This window comes from Afipia massiliensis (assembly GCF_001006325.2).
Lineage (GTDB): Bacteria > Pseudomonadota > Alphaproteobacteria > Rhizobiales > Xanthobacteraceae > Afipia > Afipia massiliensis_A.
In genome coordinates this window covers 4,239,888-4,263,700 of sequence record NZ_LBIA02000001.1, presented here as the reverse complement: position 1 = coordinate 4,263,700, position 23,813 = coordinate 4,239,888, and the positions used below count along the sequence as shown (strand labels likewise).

The following is a 23,813-nucleotide window of genomic DNA, read 5'->3' as shown; positions in this document are numbered from 1 at the left end:
GGTCCTTACAAGCCAGTTCCAGCATTCATGATCGGTTTGTAACGGGGGCGGCTTTTGTCTCCGGTCATTCCTTCCGGCGGTCGGTCGGGCTGCAGCGGCGGGGAATCGTCTCGCATCGGCGCGAGGGCCGTCATCACGCGCTCCGGCGGATAAGTGACAATCACCTCGGTTCCGACACGCAAGGTCGATTTGAGCGTAAATGTGCCGCCGTGCATGTCGATGAGGCTTTTGGCGATCGGAAGGCCGAGGCCGGCGCCTTGCTCGGCGGATTTGATCGAGTTCGATCCCTGGCCGAACGATGCCAGCACGACCGGGATCTCGTCCTCGGCGATGCCGGAGCCGGTGTCCTTGACGCTGAGATATTGTCCGCCCGATGCCGTCCAGCCGACCTTGAGCCAGATTTCGCCGCCGGGCGGCGTGAATTTGATCGAGTTGGACAGCAGGTTGAGGACGACCTGTCGCGTGGCGCGCTCATCGCCCCACAGCTTCGGCATGTTCTGTTCGAACACTTCGTGAATGGTGATGCCGCGGCTGGATGCACGAAGCTTCAGCAGGTGGTGGCAATCCGCGACGACATGAACCAGTGCTACGGGTTCTTCGTTGAGTTCGTAACGTCCGGCCTCGATGCGCGACAGATCGAGAATCTCATTGATGAGGTTCAGCAGATGGACGCCGGAGTTATGAATGTCAGCAGAGTAGTCCTTGTAGACCTCGACGGCATGCGGTCCGAAGATTTCGCTCTTCATCACCTCGGAAAATCCGAGAATGGCGTTCAGCGGTGTGCGCAACTCGTGGCTCATCTGGGCGAGAAAGCGCGACTTCGAGACGTTGGCGGATTCGGCGCGATGGCGCGCTTCGTCCGAGATTGCCTTGGCCTGTTCGAGTTCACCGATCAGCGCATCCTTTTCGGCGCGCGCCTCGAGTGTCGCAAGTGTTGTCGAATGCAAGCGATGAGCGAGCAGGGCGAAGTAACCCTCCGCTGTTACGGCGAGCGCTGCAAGAATATAATCGTCGAAAGTGCCGCGAAGAACGAAGTTCATGGCGATGGCCGCCGAAACCGGGACGGTCGCGGCAAAAGCTGCGATCGGCAGGCTCGCGGCCAGCATGCTCGACACCGCAATGACCAGCAGCATCACGAACAGCATCAGCGTATTCGAGACGACGTCGATACCTGACGGATGGATCAGGACCAGTGTCCATGCCAATCCATAAAGCAGATCCAGTCCCACAAACCGTAGGCGCCATTTGCGTGTGATGGCCGGCGATGAGGACGTAGCGGTAAGAAACTTCGAACAGAACCGGATGACGACGCCGTGGATTGCGAGAATACCGGCAGTCCAGACCAGCGCAGCGACGGGAGGAATCCAGAAGCTCGCCAGGATGCCGGTCGAGACAACAAGAAGAATGACGACAAGCGAGGCCGAGATGCGTGTTTGCGCATACTGCCGCAGCAATTCATGATCGAAAGCCGGCCGGGTTCCGCTGGTCGATGTCAGACGATCGCGCGCCTCGCGCACGCGTTGCGAGGCTGCCCGGCGGCTCCGCGCCGGCATTTCCGCCGATGTTGCGGAGAGTTCTTTCCTGTCGGCGGGCTCACTCATATTTACGCGACAAATCCTGGACAAATGCGAATGATGCGCTTGGCCGCGCGCATACTCCTGCCCGCTATTTCTGGCGCTAAATCATTAAGAGGTGGCTTAAAGGTCAATTTATTCGGGTTAAGAAAGTATGAATTTCGATGCCGCCTAATCGCGCAAACGAGAAAGGCGGCACGGGATACCGTACCGCCTCAAATCTCGGTCGTTCGCGACCGATCTTATCGCTGGAGTCGCGCCAAAAGGCTCGATGTGTCCCAGCGCTTGCCGCCCATCTTCTCGACTTCAGAATAAAAATTGTCGACGAGCGCGGTCACCGGCAGGCTTGCGCCGTTGCGGCGAGCCTCCGCGAGACAGATTGAGAGGTCCTTCCGCATCCATTCGACGGCAAATCCGAAATCGAACTTGTCCTCGTTCATGGTTTTGTAGCGATTCTCCATCTGCCAGGACTGTGCGGCCCCCTTCGAGATGGTGTCGATCACAGCCTGAACATCGAGCCCGGCTTTCTTGGCGAAATGAATGCCCTCCGACAGGCCTTCGACGAGCCCGGCGATGCAAATCTGGTTCACCATCTTGGTGAGCTGGCCGGAGCCGGCGGGGCCAAGCAATTTGCACATGCGGGCGTAGGAGGCGATCACGGGCTCGGCTTGCTTGTAAGCCGCTTCGTTGCCGCCGCACATCACCGTCAGCACGCCATTTTCAGCGCCCGCTTGGCCACCTGAAACCGGCGCATCGATGAACTGAAATCCGCTCTTCGTTGCGGCTGCATCAAGCTGCCGGGCAACCTCTGCAGAAGCGGTGGTGTGATCGACGAAAATGGCGCCCGACGTCATGCCCGAAAACGCTCCGTCTGCCCCGATAGTGACGGCGCGCAGGTCGTCGTCATTGCCGACGCAGGCGATCACGAAGTCCTGACCTTCCGCGGCGGCCTTGGGCGTTGCTGCGGCGCGCCCGCCGAATTTCTCGGCCCATGCCTTCGATTTTGAGGCGGTACGATTGTAGACGGTCACCTCGTGACCACCCTTGGTGGCCAGATGTCCCGCCATGGGGAATCCCATGACGCCGAGACCGAGAAATGCGACTTTTGCCATATCTTGCTCTTTGGATTGTTGGTGTGTTTCGGCCGGGTTTCCCGGCAGGTGGGATGGCAACAGCTATGCGAATGATGGACAGCCTTGCAAGGCCGTTGACGGCGCAGGTGACGCGCGTATGAAGGCCCGCGAGGCGGCGGCACACCGGGGCCGTATGCCGGGAGGTTGGTTGTGGCAGTCGATACAGCTCAGGTTCTTGCGGCCCTTCGGACCGTGGCTTCGCCGCGCGGCGTATCGCTGACCGAAGCAAAGGTGCTCTCTGAAATCATTGCCGCTGACGGCAAGGTTTTCTTTTCAATCAACGTCGATGCCAATGAGGCTAGGGCGTGGGAAGAGGTTCGCGCCAGAGCCGAGGCGGCGGTCCGCGCTATTCCGGGGGTGACCACCGCAATGGTCGCGTTGACTGCTGAGCGCAAACCCGGCGCTGCCGCGGCTCCACACCAGCATTCGCACGGTGTAAAGCCTGTGGCGCAGCACAGGCCCCACGGCGCACCGGCGGATTCTCCGATGGGGAAACAAGCTTCCATTCCGGGCATCAGCTCCATCATCGCAGTGGCGTCGGGCAAAGGTGGGGTCGGCAAATCTACCACGGCGCTCAATCTTGCCCTGGCGCTGCGCGACCTCGGCCTGCGCGTCGGCCTTCTCGATGCCGATATTTACGGTCCGTCAGTGCCGCGCCTGACCGGGGTGCACGAAAAGCCGACGCTTAATGACGCCAAGAAAATGGTCCCGATTGTGCGCTTCGGGCTGCCGCTGATGTCGATCGGTTTTCTGGTCGAGGAAGAGACCGCGATGGTCTGGCGCGGACCGATGGTCATGTCCGCGATCCGGCAGATGCTGTGGGATGTCGCTTGGGGCGAACTGGACGTCCTTGTGGTGGACATGCCGCCGGGAACAGGGGACGCGCAACTGACGCTTGCCCAGCAGGTGCCACTCCGGGGCGTGGTGATTGTTTCTACGCCGCAGGATCTGGCGTTGATCGACGCACGGCGGGGGATCGCCATGTTTGACAAGGTCAACGTGCCCACCCTCGGGATCATCGAGAACATGAGTTATTTTCAATGCCCCGAATGCGGCACGCGCTCCGATATTTTTGGACATGGCGGAGCACGGCACGAGGCTGAACGGCTCAAGGTGCCGTTTCTGGGCGAAGTCCCGCTACATATGGCGATCCGGACGTCTTCGGATGCCGGCACACCGGTGGTCAACAGCGAGCCGGACGGCGTTCACGCAGCGATTTACCGCTCCATCGGCGCGGAAATCAAAAGGCAGGTTGTGGGCGCGGCAGCGGCGGTCTGATGATCTCAGATGCCTCGTTTTATGGTGGTTTGAGGCCTTATTCGACTTTGGTTTAATGCCCGCAGGAAGCAGTGCTACTGCATTTTCCGCCGGTCAACTTCCGTGCTAGAGACCGCCCCAGAGGGATTTCAAAAAGAAACGCCCCCAAAAAGGAGATGCCAATGAAGCGTCGTGATTTTTTGAAAGTAACTGCGGCCGGAGCAGCAGCAACTGCGGTTGCCTCGCCGGCTATTGCCCAGTCCTCGCCCGAGGTTAAGTGGCGCCTGGCGTCCAGCTTCCCGAAGTCGCTCGATACGATTTACGGCGGCGCCGAGCAGCTCTCGAAGTATGTCGCCGAGATGACCGACAACAAGTTCCAGATTCAAGTGTTTGCCGCGGGCGAACTGGTGCCGGGTTTGCAGGCTCTTGACGCGACCTCCAATGGCACGGTCGAAATGAGCCACACGGTTTCCTACTACTATGTCGGTAAGGATCCCACCTTCGCGATCTTCGCATCGGTGCCGTTCGGCTTGAACACCCGCATGCAGAATTCGTGGCTCGATCAGGGCGGCGGCAACCAGCTGGCCAACGAGTTCTACAAGAAGTACGGCGTGATCGGCATGCCTTGCGGCAACACCGGTACGCAGATGGGCGGCTGGTTCCGTAAGGAGATCAAGACGGTCGCTGATCTTCAGGGCTTGAAGATGCGCATCGGCGGCATCGCAGGTCAGGTCCTGGCCAAGGTCGGCGTCGTTCCTCAGCAGCTTGCTGGCGGCGACATCTATCCGTCACTGGAAAAGGGCACCATCGACGCTGCCGAGTGGGTCGGTCCGTATGACGATGAAAAGCTCGGCTTCAACAAAGTCGCGAAATATTACTACTATCCGGGTTTCTGGGAAGGCGGGCCGACGGTTCACGCCTACACCAATCTCGAGAAGTTCAACGCGCTGCCGAAGAACTATCAGGCGATCCTGACCAACGCGGCGGCACACGTTAACAGCTGGATGCCTGCGCGTTACGACATGCAGAATCCGGGCGCGCTGAAGCGTCTGGTGGCTAGCGGCACCCAACTGCGCCCGTTCACGAACGAAGTGCTCGACGCATGCTTGAAGGCAACCAACGAGTTGTGGGCTGAGATCTCAGCGAAGAACGCCGACTTCAAGAAGGTGATCGATGCGATGCAGGCCTACCGTTCAGATCAGTACCTGTGGTGGCAGGTTGCAGAGTACACCAACGACAGCTTCATGATCCGGTCGCGCACCCGCGGCTGATCCCGGCTTTATCTACCCTACGGCAAGCCCGGTCTCCGCAAGGAGGCCGGGCTTTCTTTTGCAGTGCGGTCAAGGAAATCGGCATGGATATTCGGAAGCGCTTGTTCCATGCTGAGATCAAAGCCTCGGAAAGAAAGGCGGACACGGAAAATCACATCCAGGGAGTTATTCATGAAACGTCGTGAATTTATCAAAGTCGCGGGTATCGGCGCAGCCGGTGCCGTGATCGCTTCACCTGCCATCGCCCAGTCGTCGCCTGAAATCAAATGGCGCATGACGTCCAGCTTCCCGAAGTCTCTCGACACCATTTACGGCGCGGCCGAGGTGTTTTCGAAAGCTGTCGCAGAAGCCACCGACAACAAGTTCCAGATTCAGGTCTTCGCCGCAGGCGAAATCGTCCCCGGCCTGCAGGCTCTCGACGCTGCGTCGAACGGCACCGTGGAAATGGCTCATACGGCCAGCTACTACTACATTGGCAAGGACCCGACTTTTGCGATCGGGACCGCCGTGCCGTTCGGCCTGAACAGTCGCATGCAGACCGCCTGGTTGCAGGTCGGTGGCGGCGGCGAACTTTTCAACGAGTTTCTGAAGCCGCATAATGTTGTTGCGCTTCTGGCCGGAAATACTGGCTGCCAGATGGGTGGCTGGTTCCGAAAGGAACTTAAGGAGCCGTCAGATCTCAGCGGTCTGAAAATGCGGATCGGCGGCTTCGCCGGCAGGGTTCTGACCAAGCTCGGCGTCGTGCCGCAGCAGGTCGCAGGCGGCGATATCTATCCGTCGCTGGAAAAGGGCACCATCGATGCGGCCGAGTGGGTCGGTCCGTATGATGACGAAAAGCTCGGGTTTCAGAAGGTTGCGAAGTACTATTATTATCCGGGCTGGTGGGAAGGTGGACCTGCGCTGCACAATCTCATCAATCTTCCAAAGTGGGAATCGTTGCCGGCAGGGTACAAGTCGATCCTCAAGTCGGCGTCGTCACTCGCGAACGAAACCATGCAGGCACGCTACGACGCCTACAATCCGCCGGCCCTGAAGCGGCTGGTGGCGAGCGGAACGCAATTGCGTCCGTTCACGGCGTCGATCATGGATGCGTCGCTGAAGGCTGCGAACGAGGTGTATGCCGAGACCTCGGCGACCAACGCCAACTTCAAGAAGCTTTATGAGGCAATGGCCGCGTTCCGTAACGACCAGTACACGTGGTGGCAGGTCGCGGAGTATGGCTTCGACAGCTTCCAGATCCGGTCCCGCACGCGGACCTGATCGTTTCGCGCATAACGAAATCCCGGCCTTCGCGAGAAGGCCGGGATTTTTGCTTGGAAGGAGATAAAGACCGCGGCCTTACTTGCTGCTCGGCGGCCCGAAATCGAGCGGTGGCATTTCCTGCTGCTGGATCTGGATGTCGACTTTGTTCGGATCGACAGTCGACAAAGCTCCCTTGTAATGCATGACCATGGCGGGGAAGGCGATCACGAGACCGACCATGATGACCTGGATGATCACGAACGGCACCGAACCCCAATAGATCTGTCCGGTGGTTACAGGCTCCATCCGCTTGCCGCTGAGGCGATCGGTATACGCTTCCTTGGGTGCCACGGAGCGCAGGTAGAACAGAGCAAATCCGAACGGGGGGTGCATGAACGAGGTTTGCATGTTCACGCCGAGGATCACGCCGAACCAGATCAGGTCGATACCGAGCTTTTCGGCCGCGGGGCCAAGCAGCGGAATGACGATGAACGCGAGTTCGAAGAAGTCGAGGAAGAACGCGAGGACGAAGACGAAAGCGTTGACGAAGATCAGGAAGCCGGTCTGGCCGCCGGGCAGCGAGACAAGTAGCTCCTCGACCCAGCGATGGCCGTCGACGCCGTAGAAGGTGAGAGAGAACACGCGGGCGCCAACCAGAATGAAGATCACGAACGCAGAAAGCTTCGCGGTGGATTCCGCAGCCTGCCGCGTCAGATCGAAACTCAACCGGCGTTTCATCATCGCAAGGATCATCGCACCGGCGGCACCCATCGCGCCGCCTTCGGTCGGCGTTGCGACGCCGATGAAGATCGTACCGAGCACGAGGAAGATCAGGCCAAGCGGCGGCACCATCACGAACACGACCTGTTCGGCGAGCTTCGACAGCAGCTTCAGGCCGGAAACACGGTTGATGACGGCGAGCACGAACGACATCGCGACAACAAGGGACATGGTCAGCACAACATAGTCTGCGCCGGCCTTGACGTCGGTGAACTGCATGATTTCGAGTGCGATCGCGGTAGCGCCGATCAGAACCACGAACAGCGACAGCGTCATCGTGCGGATGATGCCAATGAAAGGTTTGGCAAAAAGTCCGGTGATCACGACAAACCAGAAGCCGTGCCGCACCAGCGGATTTTCCGAGATCATGTTGAAGACGGGCGAAGTCCAGTCGAACAGTCCGAGTTTCACCACGAAGAAATAGGCGGTCGCAGCGGCGGAAACCGCTGCCAGCGGCATGATGATTGGATGCTTGGCAGTTTCGGGTTCGCGCAGGGTCTGCGCTTCCAGCGGCAGGCCGGGCGTTGCCTGCGGATAGAAAGTCGCGACCAGGAAAATGTACACCGCATAGAGAATCGAAAGCACAATGCCGGGAATGAAAGCGCCTTCGTACATGTCGCCGACGGATCGTCCGAGTTGGTCGGCCATCACGATGAGCACCAGCGATGGCGGAATGATCTGCGCCAGCGTGCCGGAGGCGGCGATCACGCCGGTGGCGACGCGCCGATCGTAGCCGTAGCGCAACATGATTGGCAGCGAGATCAGGCCCATCGAAATTACGGATGCGGCGACGACGCCGGTGGTTGCAGCCAGCAGCGCGCCGACGAAGATCACCGCATAGGCGATGCCGCCGCGGATGCTGCCGAACAATTGTCCGATCGTTTCGAGCAGATCCTCGGCCATGCCTGATCGTTCGAGTATCAGCCCCATGAATGTAAAGAACGGGATCGCCAGCAGCGTCTCGTTGTTCATGACGCCGTAGACGCGCTCAGGAAGCGCCTGGAGGAAGTCAGGCCGGAACAGCCCGAGTTCGATGCCGATGAACGCGAACAGCAGCCCGTTGGCGGCCAGAGAGAATGCGACCGGATATCCCAGAAGCAGGAACAGCACCAGCGACGCGAACATGATCGGCGCCATGTAGTGGATGAACATAGCCGCCATTAGAAATCTCTCTCGTTGAACGCTGTGACGGCGACGCCGGTCATGGTTTTTCGGGTGTAATGGCTTGCGCCAGCTTCAAGGCTTCAAGCTCGGCGATCTCATGTGCACTCAATGCGTGTGCGTTCGGGTCGGGCAGCAGACCCTGCATCACGGCGGCGCGCTTGATGATTTCCGATATCGCCTGAACGAGCAGCAGCGTGAGACCGATCATGATCAGGGATTTCGCCGGCCACTGCGGCAGTCCGCCGGCGCTGAACGATTGTTCGTTCTGATGATAGGAAACCAGGAAGAACGGAATGGAGGTCCAGATCAGGATAATGCAGAACGGCACGAGGAAGAACACGTGCCCGATCATATCAATCCAGCTTCGGACCTTGAGAGGCAGGTTGTGATTGATGATGTCGATCTTGATGTGTTCGCCGTTCAGCAACGTCCATGGTGCGCAGAGCAGGAACACGACGCTGAACAAAACCCACTGCAATTCGAGGTAGGCGTTCGACGATACGTCAAAAATCTTGCGGATCGTTGCGTTCGCCGACGAAATGATCACGGCGAGCACGATCAGCCACGATACCCAGCGGCCGACAAGTGTATTGAACGCGTCGATCGCGCGGCTCAATTTGAGAAGCGATTGCAAACCCCATCCTCCCGAATATGCCCTTGCGTTGCTTGGCTCTGCCGGGACCAGGAAGGGTGACGGCATGCCGGCTTTTTACAGCCGAAGGCGCATAAAGCCGCTCGACCAAATCAGCGTGTCACGCCGCCGTCAATTGGAAGTTTGTTGATTCCAAGGCGGAATGTTGCGTCGCTCAGAGGGCACGGAAATTTTTGGCAAGCAAAGCCGCCGGTGCGGGAAACAATCGTAACCGGACTAGCCGCCGGTCACGCTCATGTGCCGGCTGACGCTCGGCCGATTGTGGCGGCGATCGATAATGAAATCGTGCCCCTTCGGCTTGAGCCCGATTGCCTGATCGATCGCGGCCGCGAGGAGGGTGTCGTCATTGGACGCCCGCAGCGGTTTGCGCAGGTCGGAGGCATCCTCGTGGCCGAGACAGGTGTGGAGCGTCCCGGTGCAGGTGATGCGAACCCGGTTGCAGGATTCGCAGAAATTGTGGGTCATCGGCGTGATGAAGCCGAGCTTTCCGCCGGTCTCGCTAACGCCAGCGTAACGTGCCGGGCCGCCGGTGTCGTCGGCGAGGTCGGTCAGCGTGTATCGGGTGGCGAGGCGAGCCCGGAGCAACGACAGCGGCAGGTACTGGTCAATTCGTCCTTCGCCGATATCGCCCATCGGCATCACCTCGATCAGGGTGAGGTCCATGCCCTTGCCGTGCGCCCATTCCATCAGCGAGGGGATCTCGTCCTCGTTCATGTTCTTCAGTGCGACGACGTTAATCTTGACCTTCAGGCCCGCAGCTCGCGCAGCTTCGATGCCGCGCAGCACCTTGTCGAGGTCCCCCCAACGGGTGATGGCGCGGAACTTCGCGGGGTCGAGAGTGTCGAGCGAGACATTGATGCGCCGCACGCCGTGCCCCCTGAGCTCGGCAGCAAACTTCTCGAGTTGCGATCCGTTGGTTGTCAGGGTCAGCTCGTCAAGTGCGCCAGTATCAAGATGGCGGGACAGCGACTGCACCAGCGACATCACGTTGCGCCGAACCAGCGGTTCGCCGCCGGTCAGGCGCAGTTTTCGAACGCCCTTGGCGATAAAGGCAGAGCAAAGCCGGTCGAGTTCTTCGAGTGAGAGCAGGTCCGATTTCGGCAGGAATGTCATGTCTTCCGACATGCAATAGAAACAGCGCAGATCGCAGCGGTCGGTCACGGACACGCGCAGATACTTGATCGTCCGCCCGAAAGGATCGGTCATCGCGGAGGTGGTGGGTTCTGCCATGGAGCTCGGAAGCGATCCGGTCATTCAGCGCGCCTTGATTGTCGCAAGATGCCAAGCCGTTGTGGGCTTGGCATGCCAGTCACAATCTAGGGACGATCGGCTGCGGACACAATGAATCTGTCCGCAGGAAACCGTCAGCGACGCGGTGGCGGCGGGAAGGGGGAGTTCGGTTCCTCGGCTGGCTCAGCGGCTGCCGGTGCGGGTGGCTTTTTGGCTTTTGGCGCGGCTTTAGGGGCTGCCCGGCCTTTCTTGGTAGGAAGGGCTGGTTGTAGCTCAGCATAGACCGGATTCGGATCGACGACGACGCCGGGGCCACTTGGGTCGCGGATGATCTGAACCGGGACTGTTTCCGGCTGATACTTCGGCAGCGAGAACGTCACAGAGAAATTCTCAGCCGCAACGACCGAGAGCGAGCAGGGGGTTTTGCATGTCTCGCCGCTGGAGGCGCGCGCCTCAGCGCCTGCGGGCAGCGATTCAAGCTGAATCGTCGCGCTCGGCGGCGTCGACTTGAACATGTCGGGCATGGAGAACGATGAGCAGCCCGCGAGGCCAAGACCCGCCGCGACAACAACAATGATACGCATGGTGCATCCGTCATGTGATGCGGTTGTAGCCGCATAGTCCCCGCGCGGACCTTAGAAGTGTCGTTCCGCGCGCGCAACGGTTCGCATCGGATTCGTTAAGAGAGGGTTAATGTCGGGCCTGAAATCCAAGATGGTATAAATATATTAAATATCAACGCGTTACGGCTTGTTCCAGAAGGTTTGTAACAGCGCTTGGCAGTTCCCGCATGTGACCAATGACAGTGTCAGGCTTCAGGTCGGCAATCGGAATTTCCGTGTAGCCGAATTCAACTCCGATCACCGGAATGCCGGCCCGCCGCGCGACCCCGACATCCGGCCCGGAGTCGCCGACCATGATTGATCGCGAAACTTCCCCGCCTGCTTGCACGATGGTTTGACGCAGGATGGTAGGATCGGGCTTGGCCACCCCGAAGGTGTCGGCCCCGCAGATCGTCGCAAATCGCCCGGTCATATCCAGCTTGTCGAGCAGAAGTCTCGAGAGGCCCTCGAGCTTGTTGGTGCAGACGGCGAACCTGAATCCCTGTGCTTCGAGCTTGTCGAGGGCCGCATGGAGACCGTCGAACGGGCGCGACGCGTCGGCGATGTGGTCTTTGTAGTATGCGATGAAATCGGCGGTCAGCCGGTCAACATCCGCGACGCTCATGACCCGGCCTTCCAGTTCCAGACCGCGCTCGATCAGCTTGCGTGCGCCGGCTCCGATCATAGCGCGCGCTGATGCAACCGGCACGAGTGGCAGGCCCTCGCGTTGAAGCACGAAGTTCAGCGCCCCAACCAGGTCGGGCGCGGTATCGACGAGGGTGCCGTCGAGATCGAAGACGATAAGGGGTGGAATGGCCATGGCGGATCGCTAACGGGCGGGGCGCGATCATGCAAGACCTGCAGTGGAATTGGTCTTATGCCGGCCCCTTTCGGCGGCTTTTTCCGCCGCAAGGCCGTATCCACCGCTGCGGAAACCGCGCTATATGCCTCGCGTTCCATGGGAACGGAACGTCGAGGGCGATGATGTCGATGGACGATCTGAAAAGACAGGCTGCAGCACGTGCGGTTGAGCAGGTGCGGGACGGCATGAAGCTTGGGCTCGGCACCGGTTCCACCGCCAAGCACTTCGTCGAACTGCTCGGCGAACGTGTGCAGGCGGGCCTAAAGGTTATTGGCGTTCCGACCTCGGAAGCGACACGAGCCGACGCCGAGCGCTGCGGAGTACCACTGACCACGCTGGAGGAGGTCGACCGACTCGATCTCACCGTGGATGGCGCCGACGAAATTGATCCCAATCTTGAACTCATCAAGGGCGGAGGCGGGGCCCTGCTGCGCGAGAAGATCGTCGCGGCGGCCTCTGACCGGATGATTGTGATCGCAGACGAGTCCAAGTGGGTCAAAACCCTAGGGCGCTTTCCGCTGCCGATCGAAGTCGTTCCGTTCGGCCTCGGCGCGACGCGCCGGGCCATCGAGGCGGCCTTTGCGGAAAATAACGTTTCCGGCCAAATGGATATTCGTAAGGCCAAAGACGGCCATGCTTTCGTCACCGATGGCGGCCACTGGATTATCGATGCCCGCCTTGGGCAAATACCGGATTCCGCCAGATTGGCAGTGTCACTGAATTCGATTCCGGGCGTGGTCGAACACGGTTTGTTTATCGGACTCGCGCGGACGGCTGTGCTCGCTGGCCCCGAGGGTATTCGCGTTGTTGAACGGCCCTCGCGCCGCAATTGAGGAGAATTGAAATGAAGAAGTTTTCGAACGTGTTGCTCGCGGCCGGCGCGGCGCTTGTCCTGATGGTGGGTAGCGCGATGGCGCAGGCTTCGAAGCCGCCATCCGCCGCTGCCCTCGGCTATGCCAAGGACATCCTGACGTCCAAGAATGTCAGCATGATCTATCAGGGCGCGGTCCCGGGTCTCGTGCAGCGGACCAAGGATGTGCTGTTGCAGTCGAACCTGAACTACCAGAAGGACCTCAACGAAGTCGCTGTCCAGGTCGCGAAGGACCTCGCGGGCCGCGAAAAGGAAATCGGCGAGGAAATGGCGCGGATTTACGCCACCGCCTTCACCGAGCAGGAGCTGAAGGAGCTGGCCGCGTTCTACAAGTCGCCGCTCGGCGTCAAGGTGATCGCGCAGGAGCCGGTGGCATTCAACACAGCGCGCCAATATATGGATCAGTGGGCGCAGAAATTCGGCGAAGAAATCAACGGCAAGTTTCGTGCTGAAATGAAGAAGCGCGGCAAGGAAATTTAAGCACGATCGGAATTCCTATGGCGGACTTCGACGTTGATCTGTTCGTGATCGGCGGTGGCTCGGGCGGCGTACGCGCTGCCCGGATTGCCGCCGGCTACGGTGCAAGCGTTTTGGTCGCCGAGGAATACCGCATGGGCGGCACCTGCGTGATTCGCGGCTGCGTGCCCAAGAAGCTGATGGTCTACGCATCCCATGTTCGCCACGAACTGGATGACGCTGCGGGCTTCGGCTGGACCATCCCGCCCGCAACCTTCGACTGGCCGACCCTGATCGCCAACAAGGATCGGGAAATTGCCCGGCTCGAGGCGGCCTATACGTTCAATGTCGAAAAGGCCGGCGCCAAAATTCTAAAAGCGCGCGCGACGTTCGAGGACGCACACACGCTGCGCCTTTCGACAGGCGAAACCGTTAGGGCAAAATATATCCTCATTGCCACGGGCGGCGCGCCGAACCATGGCGAAGCCATTCCAGGCATCGAGCATGTGATCTCCTCCAACGAGGTGTTTCACCTTACGACGTTTCCGAAGCGGATCGTGATTCAGGGCGGGGGTTACATCGCGCTGGAATTCGCCTGCATCTTCGCCGGTCTTGGTGCGGATGTGACCGTGATCTATCGCGGCGAGAACATCCTGCGCGGTTTCGATGACGACGTGCGAAAGCATGTGCGCAACGAAATGGAAAAATCCGGCATCACAGTGCTGACCGGCTGCGTCGTCACCAAAGTCGACAAGCACGGTGAAGCTTTCACGGCGCATCTGTCGAGCGGATCGAGTGTTGCCGCCGATCAGGTGATGTTTGCAGTCGGGAGACACCCGAATATCAAGGGACTTGGGCTGGAGAAGGCTGGCGTTGCGCTGAACCCGGTCAATGGCGGGATCGCGGTTGACGGATTTTCGCAGACCAATGTCCCGCACATCTATGCGGTGGGCGATGTTACGCATCGGCTCAACCTGACGCCCGTCGCGATCCGCGAAGGGCACGCGTTCGCTGACACGGTGTTCGGCAAACGACCAACCCGCGTCGACCATGCGGACATTCCAACCGCAGTCTTTACGCAGCCTGAGGTGGGCACAGTGGGGCTCAACGAAGCTGAGGCGCGGGCGCAATATACCCACGTCGATATCTACAAGACCGATTTCCGTTCGCTGAAATCGACACTGTCGGGAAGCGAATCCCGGATCATGATGAAGCTGATCGTCGATGCCTCGACCGACCGCATCCTCGGCTGCCATATCGTGGGGCCGGAGGCGGGCGAACTGATTCAGATTGTCGGCATCGCCGTGAAAATGAAGGCGACCAAAGCTGACTTCGACGCCACCATCGCGGTCCATCCGACCGCGGCTGAAGAACTCGTGACCTTGCGCACCCCAAGCGCACGCCACGTCCGCCAGGCCGCGGAATAGCTGGCCCGGGTCTGGCTGAACCAAACGGCCGGCCCGGAAATTCAGCCAAAACCGGTACAGTACCCGCCAAGGCAGCCTTGTCTGAGCCGGCAAGTCCCTGATCCGTCATGCCGATTTGCAACTGGCAAGACCGGGACCACCTGTGTATAACCCGGCGCTATCACGCGATTGTCGTTTCCTGAGGAGTTTCAGTCATGTCCGAGCGGTGGACGCCCGACAGCTGGCGCAAGAAGCCAGTTATGCAAGTGCCGGATTATCCCGATGCGAAAGCGTTGGCCGATGTCGAGGCGCAGCTTGCAACGTTTCCACCGCTGGTTTTTGCAGGTGAAGCGCGCAACCTGAAGAAATCGCTGGCCCGCGTCGCGGCCGGCGAAGCCTTCCTGCTGCAGGGCGGCGACTGCGCCGAGAGCTTTGCCGAACACGGCGCGAACAACATCCGCGATTTCTTCCGGGTGCTGCTGCAGATGGCGGTGGTCCTGACCTATGCCGGCGCGCTGCCGGTGGTGAAGGTCGGCCGCATCGCCGGACAGTTCGCCAAGCCGCGCTCTTCACCGATGGAAAAGCAGGGCGATGTCGAGTTGCCCAGCTATCGCGGTGACATCGTCAACGACATGGCTTTCACGAAAGAGGCGCGCATTCCAGATCCGCAACGCCAGCTAATGGCGTACCGGCAGTCGGCGGCAACGCTGAACCTGCTGCGCGCGTTCGCAACCGGCGGCTTCGCCAACTTGGGCAGCGTGCATCAGTGGATGCTCGGCTTCGTGAAGGATTCGCCGCAGTCTCGTCGTTACAAGGAACTGGCCGACCGCATTTCCGAGGCGCTGAATTTCATGCGCGCCTGCGGCCTCGATCTCGAGAGCCATCCGGAACTGCGCGCGACCGACTTCTACACCAGCCACGAGGCGCTGCTGCTCGGCTACGAGCAGGCGTTCACGCGCGTCGATTCCACGACGGGCGACTGGTACGCGACCACGGGTCACATGATCTGGATCGGTGACCGCACCCGCCAGCTCGATCATGGCCACATCGAATACTTCCGGGGCATCAAGAACCCGATCGGCCTGAAGTGCGGCCCGTCGCTGAAGCCGGATGAACTGATCAAGCTGATCGACGTCCTCAACCCCGACAACGAGCCGGGCCGGCTGACGCTGATCAATCGTTTCGGTTCGGACAAGGTTGATGCTCACCTGCCGCAGTTGATCCGCGCTGTGCAGCGGGAAGGCCGCGTCGTGGTCTGGTCGTGCGATCCGATGCACGGCAACACCATCACGTCCACGTCCGGCTACAAGACCCGGCCGTTCGATCGTGTGCTGTCAGAGGTGAAGTCGTTCTTCACGATCCATGCCGCGGAAGGCACCCATGCCGGCGGCGTCCATCTGGAAATGACTGGGCAGGACGTCACCGAATGCATCGGCGGCGCGCGCGCGATTACTGATGAGGACCTCAACGACCGCTATCACACGGTCTGCGATCCGCGCCTGAACGCCGAGCAATCGATCGACATGGCTTTCCTGATCGCCGAGCTTCTCAAGCAGGAGCGCGCGGGTAAGGTGAAGCCGATGCCGGCCGTCGCGGGGTTCTGATGGTGCGAGTGGTGCTGTCGCGGATGTGCCGCGCCACGATCAACAGCCGGAACGGATTGGCATTTGCCTTCCGTTCCGAACAGGCCTTCCGCGAAGAGTTGATTGCGCTCCTGCTGGCGATCCCGCTGGCATGGCTGATTGGCGTCACGCCGGCGCGACGTCTTGAACTTGTGATGGTCGTGCTACTGCTGATGGTGGTCGAACTCCTGAACACCGCCATCGAAAAGCTCGCCGACCGTCTCACGACCGACCACGATCCCCAGATCGGCCGCGTCAAGGACATGGGATCAGCGGCAGTCGCCGTGATGCTACTGATCGCGGGCATTTTCTGGCTGTTTGCGATCGCCGAACGCATAGGTCTCATCTGAATTGTGCTCATATTGAGCAATTGCGGATGCTGCAGTCGGCGGGCTAAAAGCGATCATGACCAAATCCCAGTTCACGATCACGCTCGCGCAGCTCAATCCCGTCGTCGGCGACGTCACGGGCAACGCTGCCAAGGCCCGTGCAGCCCGCTCGCGGGCGAAAGCCGATCGCGCCGATCTGCTGGTGTTGCCTGAATTGTTCATGGCGGGCTATCCGCCGGAAGACTTGGTGCTCAAGCCGGCGTTTCAGGTAGCATGCCGCGCCGAGGTTGAGGCGCTGGCGCGGGAAACCTCCGATGGCGGACCGGCGGTACTGATCGGCACACCATGGGTCGAGGACGGCAAACTCTATAACGCCTGCGCGCTGCTCGACGACGGCCGGATCGCAGCGCTGCGGTTCAAGGTCAACCTTCCGAATTACGGTGTTTTCGACGAGAAGCGGGTGTTTGCGCGTGGGCCGGTGTCCGGCCCGGTCACGATCCGCGGTGTGCGGGTCGGTGTGCCCATCTGTGAAGACACATGGATGGAAGAGTCCGAAGACTACGAAAACGTCGTCGAGTGCCTTGCGGAGACCGGCGCGGAAATCCTGATCGTACCGAATGGCTCGCCTTATACGCGCGAGAAGAACGACATGCGGTTGTCGGTCTCTGTTGCCCGTGTGGCTGAGAGCGGACTGCCGCTGATCTATCTCAACCAGATCGGCGGGCAGGACGAACTGGTGTTCGACGGTTCGTCTTTCGCGCTGAACGCGGATCGCTCGCTGGCCTTCCAGTTGCCGGGGTTCGTGGAAGACATCACGACGGTACGCTGGACCAAGGGTGAGGGCGGCTGGAGCTGCAAGGGGCCGGTCACGCCGGTGCTAGACGGCGACAGGGGCGACTATGCAGCCTGTGTGCTGGGTTTGCGGGATTATGTCGGCAAGACCGGTTTCCCAGGTGTGCTGCTCGGTGTGTCCGGCGGTATCGATTCCGCCTTGTGCGCGGCCATTGCTGTGGACGCACTCGGCGCGGACAAGGTGCGCGGCGTGATGCTGCCGTTTCGGTTTACGGCGCAGGAATCGCTGGACGACGCGGCAAAGCTCGCGAAACAACTCGGCATCAAGTACGAGGTGCTGCCAATCGCGGCGGCGGTGCAAGGGTTTGAGGAAATCCTGAAGCCGGCATTCGCGGGGCGTGAACGTGATGTCACCGAGGAAAACCTGCAGGCGCGCACGCGCGGCGTGCTGCTGATGGCGATTTCCAACAAGTTCGGTTCGATGCTGGTGACCACCGGCAACAAGTCGGAAATGTCGGTCGGCTACGCTACGCTCTATGGCGACATGAACGGCGGCTACAATCCGATCAAGGATATCTACAAGACGGAAGTGTTTCGGCTTTCGACGTTGCGCAATTCATGGAAGCCCGAGGGCGCCTTTGGTCCGTCCGGCGAGGTCATTCCGCCGAATATTATCACGCGTCCGCCGACGGCGGAATTGCGCGAGAACCAGACCGATCAGGATTCGCTGCCGCCTTACGATGTGCTGGACGCCATTCTGGAGAGATTGGTCGAACGCGAGGAGCCGCTTGCCTCGATCATCGCGGAGGGGTTCGATCGGGAGACCGTCACGCGCATCGACCGGCTGTTGAATATCGCCGAATACAAGCGCCGTCAGGCAGCACCCGGCGTGAAGGTGACGCGCAAGAATTTTGGCCGCGACCGTCGTTATCCGATCATCAATAAATTCCGGGACACCGGGACGGAGCCGTCCGCGCCTGATCATTCGCTGGTGACGCGATCCAGCCGCGGCTCGGCGGAAGCTTTCGAGGGCTGAGCCAGCCTTAGCGTGCGGGGATAAACGTCGGCCCGACCGAGCGGATCGGCTTGTCGCCGGAATCGGCGGGTGCAGCCGGTGCGCCAGTCGGCAACGGTTGCGCGTTCGTCGGCGTTGCGACGGAGCCCGCTTTCTTCTGGGCCGGTGCCGGAGCTTTTGGCTGCGACATCTTCTTCGAGCTCTCATCGGTCACGATGATGTCGCCCTGCTGGGCGGCAGTGGCCTTGTCGTCGATGTTCTTCAGCGCGTCGGACCACGTCTGGCCCACGGCCTTGCAACTGCACGACTTGTCGAACGCCTGGCGATACTTGAATGCGTTCGGGGACTGAGCGTACGGCTGGCCGTTGACCGACACCGCCTGGTTCATGTCTTCGCCGGGATTGCGATAGCTGTAGAGCGTCGCGTCCGCGGCGGGGCAGAGTGCCTTGCAGGTGCGTTCGTCGTCCGCAAAGCGGCCCGGCACGGTGGCGAAAGAGATCGGGAAATAAAAGCCATCGCAGCTTCGCGCACAGACTGTTCGGTAGGTGCCTGAGGCTGCCCCGTTGTCGATCGGCGCGCCGGTATTGTTATTGCCGCCGAACAGGTTCTCGAGGAAGCCGCCGCCACCGCTGTTGCGCAACTGAGCTGCGTATTGCGGACCGCAATTGTTCTGCGCGAGCGCCATCAGCACAGAGCGGCGCTGGTTCTCGCGCTCCGAACCGCCGAACCCGCCGCCGCGCAATCGTTCAAGATTGTTGGTGATCTGGTCCAGGTTGGACCGCATCTGCTGAATACGCGTGTTGATCGGCCCGCATTGCGCGGACTGGCCGCTGAACAGCGAGAAAAACCCCGAACTGTCGCAGCCCTGCCGCTTGGCCTGATCCTGTACTCGCTCCAGCTCGGACTGTTGCCGGCTCTGGGCCTCTACATAACGCTGTATCTGGTCCGCCTTGGCGCTGTCGCCACCGCCACCGTCAACTGCCGATAACTGGCCTACGAGCCGCTGGCAGATGGGGTTGGCAGCCCCGGGCTGGCCCGGCGGCGGCGAAAATCCCTGCTGTGCCGTGGCGCCATGGGTCAGCATCGCCGCGCTCACAAGCGCAGCGCTGGCAAAAGTCCATCGCAGAAACGAAGAATTCGGCAAGCTGTCCCGATCCGGCTGGCTGACCGCGGCGCGGTCGACGGACGCTCACATACTAGCTTCCGGCGGCAAGGTCACGTCGATTCAGGGACGAAGATAAGGCAGGGAATCGTGACGAAAAGAAGCCCCATGGAACTGGGATGGCCTGCTTCAGCGATGGCAGGTGATCGCGACAAACTCGCCATGACTTCCGGTTGTGCCGGTGGATGCCGGGATTGCGCCCGTCACCTCGTCGGGATCGATGCGGCGGTAACCGGTGGCCTGCGCGAAATCCCGCGATTGGCAGTAGGCCCGCGCAGCAGGGGCTCCGCATTTTTCACCCTTGGCCAGACACTCGTCGACGCCGTAGCCGTCCGGCTGGTTGGCGATGATGAAAACACGGCTGTCGGCGCGGGTCTCGGCCGCAGCCATCAGAGATACGCAGGCAGTCAGTGTGAACAGGAATCGCATGGTGGCACCAGTTCGGGAGAAGCACAGGCGCCTCCATCAATAAGCCCGAACGGTTAAGAATGATTAAGGACGGCGATTCCGTGGCAGCCAGCCCTATGGAAGCCGAAATCCTTGGAGTGTGACCTTGACGCGGTTACCCCGGCTGGACCATTGTGCGGCCCATGAACGGTTCTGTCTCCATTTTCGGCATTTGCCGCGAGATTATTAGCTAGCGATTCGCTGGCTGGAGCCGTCTTTTCTCAATCGAGATCATGGGACGACCCGGCCGCAAGGCAAGGGATTCTATTTCCATGGAGCTAAAGCTCTACGACACGCTGACCAAGGAGAAGCAGCCGTTCCGGCCGCTCGATCCCAAAGACGTGCGCATGTATGTGTGCGGGCCGACGGTCTATGACTTCGCGCATATCGGGAACGCGCGTCCGGTCATCGTCTTCGACGTGCTGTTCCGGTTGCTGCGGCATGTCTACGGCGCGGATCACGTCAAGTATGTCCGCAACATCACCGACGTCGATGACAAGATCAACGATCGCGCGGCGCGGGATTTCCCGGGGCTTCCGCTGAACGAGGCGATCCGCAAGGTCACCGAGCAGACTGAAAAGCAGTTTCATGCCGATGTGGATGCGCTGGGCTGCCTGCGGCCGACGGTCGAACCGCGCGCGACCGAGCATATCGCCGAGATGCGGGAGATCATCGAAAAGCTGATCGCCAACGGAAATGCCTATGCCGAGCAGGACCACGTCCTGTTCAAGGTGGCGTCCGATCCGAACTACGGAAAGCTCGCGCGCCGATCGCTTGACGAGATGCTGGCAGGCGCGCGCGTCGACGTTGCGCCCTACAAGCACGACGCGATGGATTTCGTGCTGTGGAAGCCGTCGAAGCCGGGCGAACCGTCGTGGCCGTCTCCAGCCGGCATCAAGGCCGAGGGGCGTCCGGGCTGGCATATCGAATGCTCGGCGATGGCGTGGAAGCATCTAGGCGAGCAGTTCGACATTCATGGCGGCGGCATCGATCTCGTGTTTCCACATCACGAGAACGAACTCGCGCAATCATGCTGTGCCTTTCACGAAGAGCGCATGGCGAATGTCTGGATGCACAACGGCTTCCTTCAGGTCGAAGGCGAGAAGATGTCGAAGAGCCTCGGCAATTTCGTCACGATCAATGAGTTATTGGCGACGGATAAGTTTGGCGGGCGGAAGTGGGATGGAGAGGTACTGCGCCTCGCTATGCTGAGGACACACTATCGGTCTCCCATTGATTGGACGGTTGAAGCGCTTGGCGTAAGCAAGAAGGCTATCGACTATTGGTACGACGTAATCGGAGACGATACCGAGCCTTGTGGTGACATTGATGCAGTTTTGCATGATGCGCTTCTCGACGATTTGAATATTTCGAACGCAATTGCGCGTCTGCATGCAATTGCTCTGGAGGCTCGTGGTGCTGCTTCTGGGAAGGCGCAGCTTGATCTAAAGCGCAACCTAAAATCATCTGCTATGATTCTTGGGTTGCTTGGTCGAACCAAGCGTGAGTATCTAGAAAGTGATCCTCAAGTAATTTTGGTTGATGAAGCCAAGGTCGAAGTGTCGCTCGCCGCACGCACTGCCGCCCGCGCCCGAAAGGATTTCAAAGAGTCCGACCGTATCCGCGATGAGCTTGCTGCGATGGGTGTTGCGATTAAGGACGGCAAGGATGCCGACGGCAACCCCGTGACTACATGGGAGATCGCGCGATGACCAAGCCGGACACGCCGTTTCCAAAGCACTGGCGCTACTACATCGTGTTGAAGTGGGTCGTGATCGTGGCTGCGGTCGTGATCGCGCTCAAGCTGTTTGGAGCTTTTTAGTCCGATGGGACAATCTATGCCCAAAGTCGGCCTGCGGCCGTTTCTCCCCCAAGACACCCCGGTGCTCGCGGCGATCTTCGTCGCCAGTATCGATGAGCTTGCCGAGGAAGACTATTCGGATGCGCAGCGCGAGGCATGGGCAGGCGCTGCCGAGGATGAAGAGAAATTCGGAAAACGTCTCGCCGGTCAGCTCACGCTGGTTGCAACCATCGAAAGCTCGCCGGTCGGCTTTGCCTCGCTGAAAGGCAAGGATCATCTCGATCTTCTTTACGTGCTGCCGGGTTTCGCGCGGCAGGGCGTTGCGACGTCGCTTTGCGATGCGCTTGAGAAACTAGCCGGAGCGCGAGGGGCAACGGCGCTGACAGTCGAAGCCAGCGACACCGCCGAACCGTTCTTCGTCAAGCGCGGCTACACAAGCCAGCAACGCAATACGGTGTCGGTCGGCGACGAATGGCTTGCCAATACGACAATGAAAAAGTCACTGGGCGGCGATGCGCCGCGAGGCGAAATGCCGGGAAGGCCATCATGAGCCGCGAGCGCCTCTATCTGTTCGACACCACTTTGCGCGACGGCGCGCAGACCAACGGCGTCGACTTCACGTTGCACGACAAGCGGATCATCGCCGACATGCTCGACGATCTCGGCATCGATTATATCGAGGGTGGCTATCCGGGCGCAAATCCGTCCGATACCGAATTTTTTGCAGCCAAGCCGAAGTTCGAGCATGCGAAATTCACCGCCTTTGGCATGACGCGCCGTCCTGGCCGCTCGGCATCGAACGATCCGGGCCTTGCGGCTTTGATCGAAGCCAAGGCCGACGCAATCTGCTTTGTGGCGAAGTCGTCCGAGTATCAGGTGCGGGTGGCGCTAGAGACCACCAACGAGGAAAACCTCGCCTCGATCCGCGACAGCGTTGGCGCCGCCAAAGCGGCGGGCCGCGAGGTCATGCTTGATTGCGAGCACTTCTTCGACGGCTACAAGGAGAATCCGCAGTTCGCCTTAGCCTGCGCCAAGGCTGCGTATGAGTCCGGTGCGCGCTGGGTGGTGCTGTGCGACACCAACGGCGGGACGATGCCAAACGAAATCGAGGCCATTGTCGGCGAGGTGGTCAAGCATATCCCCGGCGATCACGTCGGGATCCATACCCATAACGACACCGAGCAGGCGGTGGCGAATTCGCTGGCCGCTGTGCGCGCGGGCGCCCGGCAGATTCAGGGCACGCTGAACGGGCTTGGCGAACGCTGCGGCAATGCCAATCTCTGCTCGCTGATCCCGACACTGAAGCTGAAGAAGGAATTTGCCGACAAGTTCGAGATCGGCGTGTCGCAGGAAAAGCTCGCAACGCTGGTCCATGCCTCGCGTGCGCTGGATGACATTCTCAACCGCGCGCCGGATCGCCATGCGCCGTATGTCGGCGAGAGCGCCTTCGTCACCAAGACGGGCATCCATGCCTCGGCGGTGCTGAAGGATCCGCAGACCTACGAGCATGTTGCCCCCGAAGCGATCGGCAATCACCGCAAGGTTCTGGTTTCCGATCAGGCGGGGCGCTCCAACGTCATCGCCGAACTGGAACGCGCCGGTATTCCGTTCGACAAGAACGATCCGAAGCTGACGCGTCTGGTCGAGGAAATGAAGGAGAAGGAGGCCGCGGGTTACGCGTATGAGTCCGCGGACGCTTCGTTTGATCTGCTGGCGCGGCGAACGCTCGGCAAGGTCCCGGATTATTTCCGTGTTGTGCAGTTCGACGTCAATGTCGAGCAGCGTTACAACGCACTGGCCCAACGTGTCACCGTGGCGATGGCGGTGGTGAAAGTCGATGTTGCCGGCGAAATGCTGATCTCGGCGGCGGAAGGCAACGGCCCCGTGAACGCGCTCGATGTCGCGCTGCGCAAGGATCTCGGCAAGTATCAGAGGTACATTGAGGGCCTTAGGCTGGTCGATTACCGCGTGCGTATCCTCAATGGCGGCACCGAGGCGGTCACGCGCGTGCTGATCGAAAGCGAGGATGAGGCCGGCGAGCGCTGGACCACGGTCGGCGTGTCGCCCAACATCATAGATGCCTCGTTTCAGGCGCTGATGGACTCGGTCGTCTACAAGCTGGTGAAATCGAACGCGCCGGCATAG

Annotated in this window: 21 protein-coding genes; 12 read left to right on the top strand and 9 right to left on the bottom strand. The window is 60.4% G+C overall.

The features are described from left to right. Positions 1-5: 5 nt before the first annotated feature. Positions 6-1,601, bottom strand: a complete 1,596-nt coding sequence (locus tag YH63_RS20485) for a sensor histidine kinase (RefSeq protein ID WP_046830124.1) — start codon at positions 1,599-1,601, stop codon at positions 6-8. Between the two features lie 215 nt (positions 1,602-1,816). Continuing rightward, on the bottom strand, positions 1,817-2,734 hold the full coding sequence (locus YH63_RS20480; protein ID WP_170978758.1) for an NAD(P)-dependent oxidoreductase: 918 nt from the start codon (positions 2,732-2,734) through the stop codon (positions 1,817-1,819). Between the two features lie 123 nt (positions 2,735-2,857). Between YH63_RS20480 and YH63_RS20475 the strand changes: the two genes are divergently transcribed. From YH63_RS20475 to YH63_RS20465, 3 genes are all read left to right on the top strand, one after another. Further along, positions 2,858-3,985, top strand: coding sequence for an Mrp/NBP35 family ATP-binding protein (locus tag YH63_RS20475; RefSeq protein WP_046830122.1), 1,128 nt, complete (start codon positions 2,858-2,860; stop codon positions 3,983-3,985). 161 nt (positions 3,986-4,146) lie between these two features. Continuing rightward, complete coding sequence (locus YH63_RS20470; RefSeq protein WP_046830121.1) at positions 4,147-5,235, top strand: TRAP transporter substrate-binding protein; 1,089 nt, start codon at positions 4,147-4,149, stop codon at positions 5,233-5,235. A gap of 171 nt (positions 5,236-5,406) precedes the next feature. Beyond that, positions 5,407-6,495 carry a TRAP transporter substrate-binding protein gene (locus YH63_RS20465; RefSeq protein ID WP_046830120.1) on the top strand — a complete coding sequence of 363 codons (1,089 nt, stop codon included), beginning with the start codon at positions 5,407-5,409 and terminating at the stop codon, positions 6,493-6,495. 78 nt (positions 6,496-6,573) lie between these two features. Here YH63_RS20465 and YH63_RS20460 read toward each other — a convergent pair whose 3' ends face one another. The 5 genes from YH63_RS20460 to YH63_RS20440 all read right to left on the bottom strand — a co-directional run bounded on the left by YH63_RS20460 (position 6,574) and on the right by YH63_RS20440 (position 11,725). Further along, positions 6,574-8,418 carry a TRAP transporter large permease gene (locus YH63_RS20460; RefSeq protein ID WP_046830119.1) on the bottom strand — a complete coding sequence of 615 codons (1,845 nt, stop codon included), beginning with the start codon at positions 8,416-8,418 and terminating at the stop codon, positions 6,574-6,576. Between the two features lie 40 nt (positions 8,419-8,458). Beyond that, the gene (locus YH63_RS20455; RefSeq protein WP_046830118.1) at positions 8,459-9,055 is read right to left on the bottom strand and encodes a TRAP transporter small permease subunit; all 597 of its coding nucleotides are present in this window, start codon (positions 9,053-9,055) and stop codon (positions 8,459-8,461) included. 234 nt (positions 9,056-9,289) lie between these two features. After that, positions 9,290-10,303, bottom strand: coding sequence for a GTP 3',8-cyclase MoaA (gene moaA, locus YH63_RS20450; protein WP_137325259.1), 1,014 nt, complete (start codon positions 10,301-10,303; stop codon positions 9,290-9,292). Positions 10,304-10,437: 134 nt separating this feature from the next. Then, on the bottom strand, positions 10,438-10,887 hold the full coding sequence (locus tag YH63_RS20445; RefSeq protein ID WP_046830116.1) for a PEGA domain-containing protein: 450 nt from the start codon (positions 10,885-10,887) through the stop codon (positions 10,438-10,440). A 151-nt stretch (positions 10,888-11,038) separates the two neighbouring features. After that, positions 11,039-11,725, bottom strand: a complete 687-nt coding sequence (locus YH63_RS20440) for an HAD hydrolase-like protein (protein ID WP_046830115.1) — start codon at positions 11,723-11,725, stop codon at positions 11,039-11,041. A gap of 164 nt (positions 11,726-11,889) precedes the next feature. Between YH63_RS20440 and rpiA the strand changes: the two genes are divergently transcribed. The 6 genes from rpiA (at position 11,890) to YH63_RS20410 (ending at position 18,279) form a co-directional block, all read left to right on the top strand. Continuing rightward, positions 11,890-12,600 carry a ribose-5-phosphate isomerase RpiA gene (gene rpiA / locus YH63_RS20435; RefSeq protein WP_046830329.1) on the top strand — a complete coding sequence of 237 codons (711 nt, stop codon included), beginning with the start codon at positions 11,890-11,892 and terminating at the stop codon, positions 12,598-12,600. Between the two features lie 11 nt (positions 12,601-12,611). Further along, positions 12,612-13,118 (top strand): DUF2059 domain-containing protein, encoded by a 507-nt coding sequence (locus YH63_RS20430; protein ID WP_046830114.1) that lies wholly within the window; start codon positions 12,612-12,614, stop codon positions 13,116-13,118. A gap of 17 nt (positions 13,119-13,135) precedes the next feature. Continuing rightward, the gene (gene gor, locus YH63_RS20425; RefSeq protein ID WP_046830113.1) at positions 13,136-14,521 is read left to right on the top strand and encodes a glutathione-disulfide reductase; all 1,386 of its coding nucleotides are present in this window, start codon (positions 13,136-13,138) and stop codon (positions 14,519-14,521) included. Between the two features lie 194 nt (positions 14,522-14,715). Further along, on the top strand, positions 14,716-16,104 hold the full coding sequence (locus YH63_RS20420; RefSeq protein WP_046830112.1) for a class II 3-deoxy-7-phosphoheptulonate synthase: 1,389 nt from the start codon (positions 14,716-14,718) through the stop codon (positions 16,102-16,104). After that, entirely contained in the window at positions 16,104-16,472 is a 369-nt protein-coding gene (locus YH63_RS20415; protein ID WP_046830111.1) for a diacylglycerol kinase, read from the top strand. The genes YH63_RS20420 and YH63_RS20415 overlap by 1 nt, the downstream gene beginning before the upstream one ends. 55 nt (positions 16,473-16,527) lie before the next feature. Continuing rightward, positions 16,528-18,279 (top strand): NAD+ synthase, encoded by a 1,752-nt coding sequence (locus YH63_RS20410; protein ID WP_046830110.1) that lies wholly within the window; start codon positions 16,528-16,530, stop codon positions 18,277-18,279. Positions 18,280-18,286: 7 nt separating this feature from the next. Here YH63_RS20410 and YH63_RS20405 read toward each other — a convergent pair whose 3' ends face one another. Then, positions 18,287-19,402, bottom strand: coding sequence for a DUF2865 domain-containing protein (locus YH63_RS20405; RefSeq protein ID WP_046830109.1), 1,116 nt, complete (start codon positions 19,400-19,402; stop codon positions 18,287-18,289). A gap of 147 nt (positions 19,403-19,549) precedes the next feature. Continuing rightward, entirely contained in the window at positions 19,550-19,849 is a 300-nt protein-coding gene (locus YH63_RS20400; protein ID WP_046830108.1) for a hypothetical protein, read from the bottom strand. Between the two features lie 290 nt (positions 19,850-20,139). Between YH63_RS20400 and cysS the strand changes: the two genes are divergently transcribed. From cysS to cimA, 3 genes are all read left to right on the top strand, one after another. Further along, positions 20,140-21,579: a cysteine--tRNA ligase gene (gene cysS, locus YH63_RS20395; protein WP_046830107.1), complete on the top strand. Its 1,440-nt coding sequence runs from the start codon at positions 20,140-20,142 to the stop codon at positions 21,577-21,579. A gap of 114 nt (positions 21,580-21,693) precedes the next feature. After that, on the top strand, positions 21,694-22,218 hold the full coding sequence (locus YH63_RS20390; protein WP_046830106.1) for a GNAT family N-acetyltransferase: 525 nt from the start codon (positions 21,694-21,696) through the stop codon (positions 22,216-22,218). Continuing rightward, complete coding sequence (gene cimA, locus YH63_RS20385; RefSeq protein WP_046830105.1) at positions 22,215-23,813, top strand: citramalate synthase; 1,599 nt, start codon at positions 22,215-22,217, stop codon at positions 23,811-23,813. Before YH63_RS20390 ends, cimA begins: the two co-directional genes overlap by 4 nt.

Bases quoted from the DNA above. Each gene is read 5' to 3' on its own strand.
- YH63_RS20420 (WP_046830112.1), top strand. From the start codon at position 14,716: ATGTCCGAGCGGTGGACGCCCGACAGCTGGCGCAAGAAGCCAGTTATG.
- YH63_RS20430 (WP_046830114.1), top strand. From the start codon at position 12,612: ATGAAGAAGTTTTCGAACGTGTTGCTCGCGGCCGGCGCGGCGCTTGTC.
- moaA (WP_137325259.1), bottom strand. From the start codon at position 10,303: ATGGCAGAACCCACCACCTCCGCGATGACCGATCCTTTCGGGCGGACG.
- YH63_RS20465 (WP_046830120.1), top strand. From the start codon at position 5,407: ATGAAACGTCGTGAATTTATCAAAGTCGCGGGTATCGGCGCAGCCGGT.
- YH63_RS20410 (WP_046830110.1), top strand. From the start codon at position 16,528: ATGACCAAATCCCAGTTCACGATCACGCTCGCGCAGCTCAATCCCGTC.
- YH63_RS20485 (WP_046830124.1), bottom strand. From the start codon at position 1,601: ATGAGTGAGCCCGCCGACAGGAAAGAACTCTCCGCAACATCGGCGGAA.
- YH63_RS20460 (WP_046830119.1), bottom strand. From the start codon at position 8,418: ATGGCGGCTATGTTCATCCACTACATGGCGCCGATCATGTTCGCGTCG.
- YH63_RS20445 (WP_046830116.1), bottom strand. From the start codon at position 10,887: ATGCGTATCATTGTTGTTGTCGCGGCGGGTCTTGGCCTCGCGGGCTGC.
- cimA (WP_046830105.1), top strand. From the start codon at position 22,215: ATGAGCCGCGAGCGCCTCTATCTGTTCGACACCACTTTGCGCGACGGC.
- YH63_RS20390 (WP_046830106.1), top strand. From the start codon at position 21,694: ATGGGACAATCTATGCCCAAAGTCGGCCTGCGGCCGTTTCTCCCCCAA.
- gor (WP_046830113.1), top strand. From the start codon at position 13,136: ATGGCGGACTTCGACGTTGATCTGTTCGTGATCGGCGGTGGCTCGGGC.
- rpiA (WP_046830329.1), top strand. From the start codon at position 11,890: ATGTCGATGGACGATCTGAAAAGACAGGCTGCAGCACGTGCGGTTGAG.
- YH63_RS20400 (WP_046830108.1), bottom strand. From the start codon at position 19,849: ATGCGATTCCTGTTCACACTGACTGCCTGCGTATCTCTGATGGCTGCG.
- YH63_RS20470 (WP_046830121.1), top strand. From the start codon at position 4,147: ATGAAGCGTCGTGATTTTTTGAAAGTAACTGCGGCCGGAGCAGCAGCA.
- YH63_RS20440 (WP_046830115.1), bottom strand. From the start codon at position 11,725: ATGGCCATTCCACCCCTTATCGTCTTCGATCTCGACGGCACCCTCGTC.
- YH63_RS20415 (WP_046830111.1), top strand. From the start codon at position 16,104: ATGGTGCGAGTGGTGCTGTCGCGGATGTGCCGCGCCACGATCAACAGC.
- cysS (WP_046830107.1), top strand. From the start codon at position 20,140: ATGGAGCTAAAGCTCTACGACACGCTGACCAAGGAGAAGCAGCCGTTC.